The 12,948-nt window shown below is 60.5% G+C and carries 12 protein-coding genes; 5 read left to right on the plus strand and 7 right to left on the minus strand.

The genetic code is table 11. From position 1 onward, the window contains the following. The first annotated feature begins 131 nt into the window (after positions 1 to 131). The 3 genes from BMZ63_RS06020 to BMZ63_RS06030 all read left to right on the plus strand — a co-directional run bounded on the left by BMZ63_RS06020 (position 132) and on the right by BMZ63_RS06030 (position 3,087). The gene (locus tag BMZ63_RS06020; RefSeq protein ID WP_091703020.1) at positions 132 to 923 is read left to right on the plus strand and encodes an alpha/beta fold hydrolase; all 792 of its coding nucleotides are present in this window, start codon (positions 132 to 134) and stop codon (positions 921 to 923) included. Between the two features lie 107 nt (positions 924 to 1,030). Next, positions 1,031 to 2,116: an SMP-30/gluconolactonase/LRE family protein gene (locus BMZ63_RS06025; protein WP_091703205.1), complete on the plus strand. Its 1,086-nt coding sequence runs from the start codon at positions 1,031 to 1,033 to the stop codon at positions 2,114 to 2,116. Further along, positions 2,113 to 3,087: an NADP-dependent oxidoreductase gene (locus tag BMZ63_RS06030; RefSeq protein WP_091703022.1), complete on the plus strand. Its 975-nt coding sequence runs from the start codon at positions 2,113 to 2,115 to the stop codon at positions 3,085 to 3,087. Before BMZ63_RS06025 ends, BMZ63_RS06030 begins: the two co-directional genes overlap by 4 nt. Here the strand turns inward: BMZ63_RS06030 and BMZ63_RS06035 are convergent. After that, complete coding sequence (locus BMZ63_RS06035; RefSeq protein ID WP_091703025.1) at positions 3,084 to 4,913, minus strand: cation:proton antiporter; 1,830 nt, start codon at positions 4,911 to 4,913, stop codon at positions 3,084 to 3,086. The genes BMZ63_RS06030 and BMZ63_RS06035 overlap by 4 nt on opposite strands. 22 nt (positions 4,914 to 4,935) lie before the next feature. Next, positions 4,936 to 5,727, minus strand: a complete 792-nt coding sequence (gene tcdA / locus BMZ63_RS06040) for a tRNA cyclic N6-threonylcarbamoyladenosine(37) synthase TcdA (protein ID WP_091703027.1) — start codon at positions 5,725 to 5,727, stop codon at positions 4,936 to 4,938. A gap of 77 nt (positions 5,728 to 5,804) precedes the next feature. Between tcdA and BMZ63_RS06045 the strand changes: the two genes are divergently transcribed. Then, positions 5,805 to 6,536 (plus strand): SDR family NAD(P)-dependent oxidoreductase, encoded by a 732-nt coding sequence (locus BMZ63_RS06045; RefSeq protein WP_091703030.1) that lies wholly within the window; start codon positions 5,805 to 5,807, stop codon positions 6,534 to 6,536. 48 nt (positions 6,537 to 6,584) lie between these two features. Here BMZ63_RS06045 and BMZ63_RS06050 read toward each other — a convergent pair whose 3' ends face one another. The 3 genes from BMZ63_RS06050 to speA all read right to left on the minus strand — a co-directional run bounded on the left by BMZ63_RS06050 (position 6,585) and on the right by speA (position 9,879). After that, positions 6,585 to 7,223, minus strand: coding sequence for a ChrR family anti-sigma-E factor (locus BMZ63_RS06050; RefSeq protein WP_091703033.1), 639 nt, complete (start codon positions 7,221 to 7,223; stop codon positions 6,585 to 6,587). Then, entirely contained in the window at positions 7,220 to 7,819 is a 600-nt protein-coding gene (locus tag BMZ63_RS06055; protein ID WP_091703036.1) for a sigma-70 family RNA polymerase sigma factor, read from the minus strand. Before BMZ63_RS06055 ends, BMZ63_RS06050 begins: the two co-directional genes overlap by 4 nt. A gap of 158 nt (positions 7,820 to 7,977) precedes the next feature. Next, positions 7,978 to 9,879: a biosynthetic arginine decarboxylase gene (gene speA / locus BMZ63_RS06060; protein ID WP_091703039.1), complete on the minus strand. Its 1,902-nt coding sequence runs from the start codon at positions 9,877 to 9,879 to the stop codon at positions 7,978 to 7,980. A 129-nt stretch (positions 9,880 to 10,008) separates the two neighbouring features. Between speA and speE the strand changes: the two genes are divergently transcribed. Further along, complete coding sequence (gene speE, locus BMZ63_RS06065; RefSeq protein WP_091703041.1) at positions 10,009 to 10,890, plus strand: polyamine aminopropyltransferase; 882 nt, start codon at positions 10,009 to 10,011, stop codon at positions 10,888 to 10,890. Between the two features lie 119 nt (positions 10,891 to 11,009). Here speE and BMZ63_RS06070 read toward each other — a convergent pair whose 3' ends face one another. Both BMZ63_RS06070 and glnK read right to left on the minus strand, forming a co-directional pair. Continuing rightward, positions 11,010 to 12,278 carry an ammonium transporter gene (locus BMZ63_RS06070; protein WP_091703044.1) on the minus strand — a complete coding sequence of 423 codons (1,269 nt, stop codon included), beginning with the start codon at positions 12,276 to 12,278 and terminating at the stop codon, positions 11,010 to 11,012. A 69-nt stretch (positions 12,279 to 12,347) separates the two neighbouring features. Next, positions 12,348 to 12,686, minus strand: coding sequence for a P-II family nitrogen regulator (gene glnK / locus BMZ63_RS06075; RefSeq protein WP_091703047.1), 339 nt, complete (start codon positions 12,684 to 12,686; stop codon positions 12,348 to 12,350). Positions 12,687 to 12,948: the final 262 nt, after the last annotated feature.

Below are 12,948 nucleotides of genomic sequence, written 5' to 3' on the forward strand. Positions count from 1 at the left end.
CTGGAAAATAGCGCCCATTCTTTGTACCCCATCGCTGTCCCGGGCGCAAAACCACCGTAATGATAGCCCTTGCCACCGGCTCTGGCGGTGGTAGTGTAGCGGTTTCTGTGTACGAGGGGAGGTTTCTACCCATGAGTGTCGAGCTCAACTATCGCATCAGTGGTGAAGGCGAGCCGCTGATTGTTTTGCACGGGCTGTTCGGCTCGCTGGACAACCTGGGTGGTATCGCCCGGCGCCTGGAGGACCGCTGGCAGATTCATGCGCTGGACTTGCGCAACCACGGTAGCTCGCCTCATACGGAGGAGATGAGTTATCCGGCCATGGCGGCCGATGTGGTGGCTTACATGGATGCCAGGGGGCTGAGCCAGGCCAGCATTCTGGGCCACTCCATGGGTGGCAAGGTGGCCATGCAGGTGGCGTTGAGTTATCCGCAGCGGGTGCGGTCTGTGATTGCGGCGGACATTGCACCGGTGGGGTATGAGCCGCGCCACGATGAGATTCTCGATGGTCTGAATGCGCTTGATTTCGCACGGGTCAAAAGCCGGAGGGATGCGGACAGGCAACTGGCGGAGTATGTGGACACGCCGGGCGTTCGGCAGTTTTTGCTGAAAAACATGGAGCGGGTGCCGGCGGATGAACAATCCGGCGGTGGGCCGACGTTTCGCTGGCGGCTGAACCTGCCGGTGATTGATGCCTGTTACGCCAACATCGCGGCCGCACCGGAGGGTGACGGCCCGTTTGAAGGGCCGGTTTTGTTTATCAAGGGCGGGGATTCGCCTTACATTCAAAAGCAGCACCAACAGACCATCAACACCCTGTTCCCTGCTGCCGAGCTGCGTATTATCGAGGGCACCGGCCACTGGCTGCATGCGGAAAAGCCGGATACCTTCGCGGCGTTGTGCCGTCGTTTCCTGGAACGATGAGCGAAGCGGCGATGGATTGTCAGTCGCGGGACGATATCTGCTAAGGTGAACCTCTCCGGCCGGGGGTCTGTGTACCCTCCGATGCATCAACAGGTCACGCGCACATGATGAAATGGTTGCTCATTGGCTTGCTGGCAGTCTTTCTTCTGCTGGGCAGTTTTTTGCTGACACCCTCACCGGTGGACAGCAAAGCCTGGCAGGCACCCGCACCACCAGCCATGAACGGCATTCTGGCAGCCAACGAACGTTTGCGACTGGCCGATTTGCTGGCCCGTGGTCAGGTGAGCGGACCCAAAGACGTGGCGGTTTCGGCCGACGGCACGGTGTACTCCGGTACCGCCGATGGCCGCATTGTACGCCTGGATGCCGAGGGCCGGGCACATACCTGGGTGAATACCGGCGGCCGGCCCATGGGGCTGGCGTTTGACGCCAGCGGCAACCTGATTGTTGCCGACGCCAGACGGGGTCTGCTCTCCATCAGCCCGGAGAGGGAGGTTTCAGTCCTGGCGCGGGAAGCCCGGGGTACCCTGTTCCGGCTGACCTCGGGGGTGGATGTGGCCCCGGACGGCCGTATTTATTTCACCGATGCCAGCTCGACCCATACGCTGGACAATTATGTCTATGACCTGCTGGACATGCGTCCCCACGGTCGCCTGCTGCGGTATGATCCGGCCAACGGCCGTGTGCAGGTCTTGATGGATCACCTGCACTTTCCGGGCGGCGTGACGGTCGCCCCGGATGGTGGTCACCTGCTGCTGACCGAAACCTGGAAATACCGCATCCTGAAATACCGTCTGCGTGGGCCTGCCGAGGGCCAGGCCGAGGTGTTTGCCGACAATCTGCCGGGTTTCCCCGGCGATATGGGCATTGATCGGCAGGGCCGGCACTGGGTTGCGTTTCTGGCGCCCCGTCATCTGCAGGTTGATGCCCTGCATGGTCAGCCCTGGCTGAAAGACCTGGTGGCCAAGTTGCCCCGGTGGTTGCGGCCATGGCCGGAGCCTTACGGCCTGGTTGTGGCCTACGATGCCGACGGCCAGGCCCTGATCAGCCTGCACGATACCCGGGGTACCCGTTTGCGGGCACTCACCTCGGTGACGCCGCAAGACGGTGCGCTATACTTTGGATCGCTGCACAACGACCGGATTGGCCGGTTGCCATTTCACGCCATTCCAGGCCTTGGAGATGAATCATGAGCCAGATCACTGAATCGACCCGGATGCGCTGTGTGCGCTATGAACAGTTCGGCGAGCGGGATGTCCTGCAGGTTGTCGAAACGGATCTGCCCCAACCCGGTCCGGATCAGGTACTGTTCCGCGTCCACGGTGCCGGGGTCAATCCCATTGACTGGAAAACCCGCAAGGGTCTGGGTTTCGCCGCCCGCCAGATCGAGAACCAACTGCCCTGGACGCCCGGCTATGACGCCGCCGGCGAGGTGGTCGCCGTGGGTGAAGAGGTCACCAGTCTGGTGCCGGGCGACCGGGTGATGGGCATGATCGGTTTTCCAGCAGCCGGTGGTGCCTACGCCCAGTACGCCGTAGGCCGCGCTGACGAACTGGCCCTGGTGCCGGAAGAACTGGATCTGGTGACCGCCGGCGCCGTGCCGCTGGCGGCGTTGACCGCCTGGCAGGCCCTGTTTGAAATGGCCCGGCTGGAAGCGGGACAGAAAATTCTGGTGCAGGCCGGCGCTGGTGGTGTCGGGCATTTTGCCGTGCAGTTTGCCCTGGAGCGTGGTGCCCATGTGATTGCCACTGCGTCACCGGGAAACCGGGATTTTCTGGCGGAACTGGGTGTACATGAGGTCATCGATTATCACGACACGGATATTGCCGAAGAATGCTACGGCCTGGACGTGGTGCTCGACCTGGTGGGGGGTGAGGCCGGCAAGCGGTCCCTGCATACCCTGGCGGAAACGGGGGTGCTGGTCACGGTGCCAACCGTCACCGCCGATGATATTGTCAGTGAGGCCGAAGCCATGGGTCTTCGTGCCCACGGCATGACCGTGCGCCCGGACAGCTTCCATCTCGATGAGATTGCCGAACTGATTGAAGACGGCGACGTGAAGGTACACATCGAGAAGGCGTTTGCGCTGGTGAACGCGGCCGACGCACATGAACTGCTTGAAGGCGGCCATGTGCGCGGGAAGCTGGTGCTGGACTGTCGTTAATTCCCCCGCTCCTTGCGTTCTTTCCGTTCTTTCTTCGGCTGCGGTGGCACCAGGCTGATCAGGGTCCAGTCTTCTTCCGGCTCCAGTTCCTCCATGCTGCGTACCGGCCGGATGTGCTTGCGGCTGTCCATGACAAACAGCACCAGCGGCTGGTTCTGGTATTGATCCAGGAACTGCTGGTAGCCGAATTCCTCGCGCAGGTGGGTGGTTTTTACCGTATAGCCCTGGCTCACCAGACTGGCCAGTTTGGCGTAGCTGGCTTCGCTGAACAGGCCCCGGGTGCGCTGGATTTTACCGGCGGTCTGCAGGCGCGCACGCTGGTCCTGGTCCCCCTCCGACAGGCTGAACACCGAGCCATCGCCAAACCAGTCCAGGAAGTGATAGGTGGCCAGTGAATTGAGCTGCTTGTACGGCGAGAGAATCAGTACGTTGCCGATACCGGTCAGATCCATGTGGGTGGCGGCGTGCTCGGATACCGGGTTGCCGAAATACACCGGCATGTTTTTCATGCGTGCCTGACGAACGTTTTCCCAGTTGGTGTCGGTCAGCATGACCGGCACATCATGCTTTTGCAGGGCCTCGGCAATCAGCCGGGCAACCGGGTTGGCACCCAGGATCAGGAAGCCGTGGGCTGGCGGTTCCTGAACGCTCAGCAGCCGGGCGAAGGGCCGGGCGGTCAGGCTCTGCAGGGTCACGGTGGTGATGATCAGCATGAACACCATGGGCACCAGAACGTCTGCCCCCTCAAAGCCGATGCGCTCCAGCTGGAAGGCAAACAGCGCCGAAACGGCGGCCGCGACAATACCCCGGGGTGCAATCCAGCTGAGATAGACTTTTTCCCGCCAGTTCAGTGAAGTGCCGATTGCCGACAGGAAAATGCTCACGGGCCGGGCCAGCAACATCAGCACCGCCAGTACAGCCGCCAGACCCCAGCCCAGTTCGGCAATGGAACCGAAATCCACCCGTGCGGCCAGGATAATGAACAGTGCCGAGATCAGCAGGACGCTCAGGGATTCCTTGAATTCCAGAATGTCTTCCACCGGCACCTGTTTCATGTTGGCCATCCAGATACCCATCACGGTCACCGTCAGCAGGCCGGACTCGTGTGCCAGTTCATTCGACAGCACATACACGCCGAGCATGAAGGTGAGGGTGCCGGCATTGTGCAGGTATTGCGGCAGCCAGTGTTTGCGCAGGGCCAGGCCATTCAGGTAGCCGGCACCGGCGCCGATCAGAAAGCCAACCATGAGGGTCTTGCCAAAAATCCAGGCGGAATGGCCGAACACGTTGCCCTGGCCCCAGGAGACAATGCCTTCGAACACCAGAACCGCCAGCAAGGCGCCCACCGGGTCAATAATAATGCCTTCCCAGCGCAGGATGTTGGCTATGGACGACGTCGGGCGCACGGCCCGCAACAGGGGCGCAATCACCGTCGGGCCGGTGACCACCGAGATGGCACCGAACAGCAGTGCCACTTCCCAGGGGACGTCAAGAATCCAGCGTGCGGCCAGGGTACCGATGGTGCAGGTGACAATGCTGCCCACCGGAATCAGGTTGCGCACCATCTTGCCGTGACTGCGTATTTCTTCGGCGCGCAGGGTCAGGCTGCCTTCGAACAGGATGATGGCCACCGCCAGGGAGATCAGCGGAAACAGCAGGTCGTCGAATACGGCCTCGGGTTGCAAAAAGCCGGTGACCGGGCCGGCAACAATACCGCCGATCAACAAAAACAGGATGGCGGGCATGCGAACGCGCCAGGCCAGCCATTGGCAGAACAGGGATATAACGCCAATACTGGCGAGTATCATTGCCGTACTCGCGGGCATAGATGATTACCGTGTTGATGTTCTAAGGGGTGGCGCGCCGGGCAATGCGATTGAGCAAGCGGGACGCCGCAAAAAAACCGAAACTGGCCGTGACCGGGCTGGCGGCGCCGAAACCGGAGGCGCAATCCAGCCGCACCGGGCCATCGGTGGCCGGCTTCTGCTGGCACACGTCACCGTCGGCTGCCGGGTAGGTCAGCTGTTCCAGAGAGTATACCGCCTCTATGCCGAAACGCCGTTTCGGATTGCGGGAAAAGCCGTATTCCCGGCGCAGTTTATTACGCACTTTCGCCAGCAACGGATCCTGCGTGGTTTTCGACAGGTCTGCGACCTGTATTTGCGTCGGGTCCGTCTGGCCGCCCGCGCCACCGGCACACACCACCGGAATCTTGCGGCGCTGGCAGTGGGCCAGCAGGGCGGCCTTGGCGTTTACGCTGTCGATGGCATCCACCACACCGGTGATGTCGCTGGTGATCAGCTCCTGCACATTTTTGCTGGTCAGGAAACCAAAGTGCACCCGGATGTCGGCCTGTGGATTGATGGCCTGTAGCCGGCGTGCCATGGCGTCGGTTTTGGTCTGCCCATACTGGCCCTGCAGGGCGTGCAGCTGGCGGTTGGTGTTGGACACGCAGATGTCGTCCATGTCGATCAGCGTGAGTGTGCCGATGCCACTGCGAGCCAGGGCCTCGGCGGCCCAGGAGCCCACGCCGCCAAGCCCGACAATGACAATGTGGGCATCGCGAAAGGCGGTTAATGCCTGGCGGCCGTACAGGCGTTCTATGCCGCCAAAGCGAAAGTGATAATCATCGGCTGTCATGTCTGGCTCGTAGGATGAAAGTGGAAACGGCCATTGTAACAAGTCCGGGGCCGGTTGAAGTAATCAGGAGGCACACAATGACCACCCTTATCGCCGGAGTGTCCGGTGCCATCGGTTCTGCCCTCGCGGAGCGTTATCTGGCGCAGACCCAAGAGACGGTAATCGGCCTTTGCCGAAAGCCGGAGGCCGTATCCTTCCGACTCAGGGATGACCCGCGGGTGCGACTGCTGCCCTGGCAGGCGGATGCTCCGGAATCCCTGCCGGTTGACCGGCTGGCGGACCTGCTGGCATCCCGGGAACCGCTGATCAATGTGGTGTACGCCACTGGCCTGCTACACGATGCGGCCATGTTTCCGGAAAAACGGCTGGAGGATATGCAGCCCCGGAACATGATAAAAGCGTTCGAGGTAAACTGTCTGGGCTTCGGGCTGCTGATGCAGGCATTGGCGCCACATCTGCGTGGCCGGCATCTGAAGCGGGTAGCGGCGGTGTCGGCGAAGGTTGGTTCTGTTTCTGATAACCATCTGGGTGGCTGGTACGCGTACCGGTGCTCGAAAGCCGCACTGAACATGCTGGTAAAGAATCTGTCGGTGGAGTTGCCCCGGAGGTGTGCCCCCATTGCCTGCGTGGCCCTGCATCCGGGTACCACGCGCTCGGCGCTGAGCGAACCGTTCAGCCAGTCGCTGGCCAAACTGACGGTACATGAGCCGGACGAAACCGCAGACAATCTTTTCCGGGTGCTTGAGAGCCTGTCTGACAAAGACAATGGCCAGTTCATCAACTGGGATGGCAGTGATTTGCCCTGGTAAACGGGAAGGGCCGGCGACAGCCTGGGGCTGCCGCCGGTAGTCCCGGGATTAACGAATAAACGGGTTCAGCAGGCGGGTAAAGGTGCCGGTCAGTTTCAGGGGGGCGCTCAGTACCGACAGGGTGATGCAGTCTTCGTTGCCCACCGCCACCGGGCGGTGTTCGTCGTGCTCGTCCAGGGAAACAAAATCCCACTGGTTGAACACGCCGTTCTTGTCGGCGAAGGCGCCCTGCAGAATCACCGTGGTTTCGTCGCCCTTATGGGTGTGGGCGGGTGCCTTGCCGCCGGCACACAGTTTCTGCAGAACCACCCGTTCACTCTGGTCGGCGAACTTGTCGGTAATGTCCAGCACGCTCACGTCGCCGAGCTGGCGTTTCCACGGCAGATTGTCCAGATCGTCGCCCAACAGTTTCTGGATCGGGCTCAGTCTGGGCGTTTCCACCACCGGCGAGGTGTCCTCCGGGGCGGCATCAATGCGCGCCATCAGTTGCTCGAAACTTGTCTCAGACACGGTCACTTTGGGCTGTTGATCCATCATTACCGCGCCCAGGCTGTCCAGGGTATCGACCCGGCTCCGGCAGTGCGAACACTCGGCCAGATGCAGGCGGATGCACAACGCCCGGGGTTCGGTCAGGTTGCCCGCGCTGTACTCCATCAATGTCAGGCTGTCGGGATGATGCCGTGTCATACGTTCTGGTCCTGCAAAATAACTCGTAACTTGTTCAGTGCCAGGCGAACCCGGCTTTTCACGGTACCCAACGGAATGCCCAGCTCGTCGGCCACCATCTGGTGGGATTTGTGTTCCATGTACACCTTGGCGATCACGGTGATCTGCTCTTCCGGCAGCTGGCTGAGCGATTCACGGATGCGCCGTTCCGACATCAGCCGATGCAGAGAGGTAACCGGCTCGTCTTCATTTTCACCGGGAATCTGCCACAGGTCTTCCGTTTCCACCGCCATTTCCGCGTTTCTGCGTTGCAGTTTGCGCAGCATGTCGATGCGCTGATTACGGGCGATGGTGAATATCCAGGTGGATGCGGCAGCCTTGCGCCAGTCGTACAGGCAGGACCGTCGCCAGATGGAGATAAAAACTTCCTGCACCAGTTCCTCGGCGTGATTGGCTATGCCGTTGGAAATGGCGTAGTACTTGATCTGCGGGGCGAAGTGCTCGAACAGAGCCTGGTAGGCGGCTCTGTCCTGATGTTTGCCCACTTTCTCCAGCAACACGCCCCAGGGGTCTTTTCGGCCCTCGGCTTTGGCTGGCTTTTGCTCCAGTGTGGTCACCGGACGCTCCTTGACGGTCGCGTGGGTTGAGCGCGTTATGGCTATCATTTTATTCACTCATCGCAGATTTGTCAGTGAAGGGATTTACGCCCCCCTGCAATAAGTGGATTGCCGTCGCGTGCCAAAAAATCAAAAAAATGCGCTTTTCTTGATCTGTCTCAGTGCTCGAGGTAGGTGTAGCCGTTCAGGCCCTCGGCCAGTTCCGCCAGAAGTTTTTGATCCGGCTCGCTATCCAGACCCTGGTTGGCGAATTTTCTGCGGTAGGCAGCCAGCAGGGTGCCCGCGTCAAAGTTCACATACTTCAGCACTTCAGCCACGGTATCGCCATTGACCGTTCCTGTCACGGAGTAGTGGCCGGTGTCGTCCAGGCGCACATCCACCGAGTGGGTGTCGCCGAACAGGTTGTGCATGTCGCCGAGGATTTCCTGATAGGCGCCGGTCATGAAAAAGCCGATCAGCTGTGGCTCATTGCTGTCTTCCTCGGGCAGGGGCAGGGTGGTTTCAATGCCCTGGCCGTCCACGTAGTGGTCAATGCGGCCGTCCGAGTCACAGGTGATGTCCTGGATAACCGCCCGACGGGTCAGTGGCCGGTTCAGGCCGTTCACCGGCATCACCGGGAAGATCTGGTCGATGCCCCAGACATCCGGCAGGGACTGGAACAGTGAAAAGTTGACGAACAGCTTTTCCGCCAGTTTTTCATTCAGCTCGTCGAGAATTTCCCGGTGGGCGCGGTTGGCGGTGTTGAGCTGGCCGCGCAGCAGGCGGCAGCAGTTGGTATAAAGGTTTTCCGCCTGGGCCCGCTGTGCCAGAGAAACCAGACCGTGGGAGAACTGCGCGTGTACGTCGGCCATGGCGTGCAGTACATCGTGGTAGATTTCCGCCAGCGCGCGCGGGGAGCGCTCATCCTGCAGGCTGGTCAGATCCCGCCAGAGATCCTGCAGCGGCGCCGGTGCCTCGGGTTTGGGCGGCCGGGGCGTGCGTACATCCGGGGTTTCCCGGTCAATCACATTGGTGACCAGCACCGAATGGTGGGCGGTCAGCGCCCGGCCGGATTCGCTGATCAGGTGCGGGTGGTCAATGCCCTGACGGTCGCACTCGGCCTGCAGCACGTGCACCACGTTGTAGGCGTATTCGGCCAGGCTGTAGTTCATCGAGCAGTTGCTGCGCGAGCGGGTGCCTTCGTAATCCACGCCGAGTCCGCCGCCGATATCCACGGTGCCCACCGGTGCGCCCAGCTGGCGCAACTCGGTATAAAAGCGGGCACATTCCCGCAGGCCGGTCTGGATGTCACGGATATTGGCGATCTGCGAGCCAAGGTGGAAATGTAGCAGCTGCAGGGCTTCCAGGGCGTTGTGGTGGCGCAGGGTTTCCACCACATCAAGCACCTGACCGGCCGACAGGCCGAACTTGGATTTCTCGCCCCCGGTATTCTGCCAGTTGCCCTTGCCAATGCTGGCCAGACGGGCCCGCACGCCAATCAGTGGCTGTACGCCGAGCTTACCGGCCTCTTCCAGGATCAGCGGCAGTTCGGACTGCTTTTCCACCACAATGAACACGCGGTAGCCGAGTTTGCGGCCGATCAGGGCCAGGCGAATGTATTCCCGGTCTTTGTAGCCGTTGCAGACAATCACCGAACCGGGTTTGCCGGCCAGTGCCAGCACCGCCATCAGTTCCGGTTTACTACCCGCTTCCAGGCCGATCTGGCCGGCGGAGGCGGCGGGTTTGGCGGCCAGCAATTCCTCGACCACGCGGCGTTGCTGGTTGACCTTGATCGGGTAGACAGCGGTGTAGCTGCCCCGGTAATCCTGTTCCCGGGTGACCCGGTTGAAGGCATCGCACAGGCGGTTGACCCGGTCGTGCAGCACGTCGGTAAAGCGGATCAGCACAGGCAGGGTTACGCCGGATGCCACCAGGGAGCGGGTCAGGCCCGGCAGGTTGATGCTTGCCGGGGTTCGGCCGCGGTCCGGGCGGATTTCCACCTCGCCGCCTTCGTTGACAGACACATAGCCGTCACTCCAGTGAGCAATGTTATAAACCTGATGGGCGGCGGATTCGGGCATGGTTGCTATCCTGTGGGTAAACCGGGCAAGCGGCGACTGGCTGCATTGTAGGAGCTGCTCGCTGGCCCTACAATACGCCGCCGGCAAAAGGCCGGGCATCGCTGCAATGGCACAGACTGAGAGGCAGACATGACAGCATTGAATGATGGTTGGTTTACCGAAGTGTTCCAGGATCAGGGCACGGCGTTTTCCCTGCAGGTTAAACGGAAGCTGCACGAGGAGCAGACGCCCTTCCAGAAGCTTGAAATCTATGAAACCGAAACCTTCGGCAACCTGATGGTGCTGGACGGCTGCGTGATGCTGACGTCCCGTGACAATTTCCTGTACCACGAGATGATGACCCACCCGGCGCTGTTCACCCACAAGAACCCGAAGAAGGTGGTGATTGTCGGCGGTGGCGATTGCGGCACGCTGAAAGAAGTGCTCAAACACCCGGGCGTGGAAGAAGCCTGGCAGGTGGAGATCGATGAGCGGGTAACCCGCATGTCCGAGAAATACTTCCCGGAACTGTGCGAGAGCAACGAAGACCCGCGCGCCAACTTTTTCTTCGGTGACGGTATCCAGTGGATGCGCGACATCGAGCCGGACAGTGTGGATCTGATTATCATCGACAGCACCGATCCCGTCGGCCCGGCCGAAGGGTTGTTTGCGCTGGATTTCTACCGTGATGCGCTGGCGGCGCTGCGCGAGGGCGGCATTATTGTCCAGCAGAGTGAATCGCCGTTGCTGCACACCAACACCATTATTCGCGATATTCACAATGACATGAAGAAGGCCGGTCTGAGCCACGTGCAGACCCTGCCGTTCCCCCAGCCCGTCTACCCCACCGGGTGGTGGAGCTGCACCATGGGAAGCAAGGAGAACCCGCTGAAGTATTTCCGCGAGCAAGACGCGGACGAGCGGCCATTCGTTACCCGCTATTACAACCGGGGCATCCACCAGGGAGCACTGGCGATGCCGCAATTCATGGTGGATGCGCTGGAAGACGAAGTGCATCCGGAAGAGGGCTGAGCCGGCTTGCTCTGCAGAGGGGATTGCCGGTCAAGCAAACACGAAAAAGGGGGTGCCGGTTTCGGCACCCCCTTTTTTGGTCACTGGTTCAACCAGCTTGTTGTTGTCCGTGCCAGAGCTTATTTGCTGGAAACAAACTCCGGATAGGCTTCCATACCACACTCGGACAAGTCGACGCCTTCGTACTCGTCTTCTTCCGATACCCGGATACCCATCACCGCTTTGATGATGCTCCAGACAATCAGGCTGGCCACGAATACCCAGACGAAGATGGTGACCGCACCAATCAACTGTCCGCTGAAGCTCACGCCGGAGTTGGTCACTGGTACCAGCAGCAGGCCAAGGAAACCACACACGCCGTGGGCGGAGATGGCACCGACCGGGTCATCAATGCGCAGCTTGTCCAGGGCAACGATGCTCAGCACCACGACCAGACCACCCAGGGCGCCCCACAGGGTTGCTGTCAGCGCACTCGGCGTGGACGGCTCGGCAGTGATGACCACGAGGCCGGCGATGGCGCCGTTCAGCAGCATGGTCAGGTCGGCCTTGCCGAACATGGCGCGGGCGGTGACCAGGGCGGCAATGGCGCCGCCGGCAGCGGCCGCGTTGGTGTTCAGGAATACCATGGCCACGGAGTTGGCGCTGGCGATGTCGCCCAGCTTCAGAACCGAGCCGCCGTTAAAGCCGAACCAGCCCATCCACAGGATGAAAGTACCCAGAGCCGCCAGCGGCAGGTTGGCACCCGGGAAGGCGCGAATTTCGCCGTTCGGGCCGTACTTGCCTTTACGCGGGCCGAGCAGAAGAACCCCGGCCAGGGCAGCGGCCGCACCGGCCATGTGAACGATGCCGGAGCCGGCGAAGTCGCTGAAGCCCAGGTCGCCCAGGTTGTACATGCCGAATACATCGGCACCACCCCAGGTCCAGGCGCCTTCCAGCGGGTAGATAAAGCCGGTCATGAACACGGCAAAGATCAGGAAGGACCAAAGCTTCATGCGCTCGGCCACGGCACCGGATACGATGGACATGGCGGTCGCCACGAACACCACCTGGAAGAAGAAGTCAGAGGCTGACGAGTAGATCGAGCCGCCTTCAAAACCGCCCTCACGATCGGCAAAGTCGCCCAGGATGCTGGTGACATCAATACCGGCAATGCCGGAGAGGAAGTAGCTGCCGCCATACATGATGGCGTAGCCGCACACCAGGTACATGGTGCAGGCAATGGCAAACAGGGCCACGTTTTTGGTAAGGATTTCGGTGGTGTTCTTGGCGCGCACCAGGCCCGATTCGAGCATGGCAAAGCCGGCGGCCATCCACATGACCAGGGCACCACATACCAGGAAATAGAAGGTGTCTATCGCATACTGCAGGTGAAAGAGATTACTTTCCATGGGAAGCCCTCCGCACAAGGCTTTTAAATCAGAATTTTTTGCGTTGGCTGGAAACTGGCCGGGTCGGGATCAGACCGCTTCTTCGCCGGTTTCGCCCGTCCGGATCCGGATGGCCTGGGCCAGTTCGGTCACGAAAATCTTGCCATCGCCGATCTTGCCGGTATTCGCGGCCTTAGTGATGGCCTCAATAACCTGGTCAAGCAGATCGTCGCCAATGGCGATTTCCACTTTTACCTTGGGCAGGAAGTCCACCACGTATTCCGCGCCCCGATAGAGCTCGGTGTGGCCTTTTTGCCGGCCGAAGCCTTTGACTTCAGTTACGGTCACGCCCTGTACACCAATCTCGGATAGTGCTTCACGCACATCATCGAGCTTGAAAGGCTTGATAATTGCTGTCACAAGTTTCATTGCTGTCTCCTTATAAAACCGTTCCGATCAGTGGCCCCGCGGGCCAGGTGTCGGGTTCGGGGGATGCTGCCACCTCGCACATCAATTGTGCGGATTGCGTACGTAGGCTTTAGCATCGGGTATGCCAACGCAAAAAAGTTCTTTTAATACAGCTGCTTGTATAAACGCGGTGCTATTTTAGCGCAAATGCACGCACTAATGTGGGGCGAGTGCGTTACACCTGGCTCAAAACAGCGCATGTTCTGACCCTGCCATTATAGAG

This window comes from Marinobacter persicus (genome assembly GCF_900114155.1).
In the GTDB taxonomy this organism is placed as follows: Bacteria; Pseudomonadota; Gammaproteobacteria; order Pseudomonadales; family Oleiphilaceae; genus Marinobacter; species Marinobacter persicus.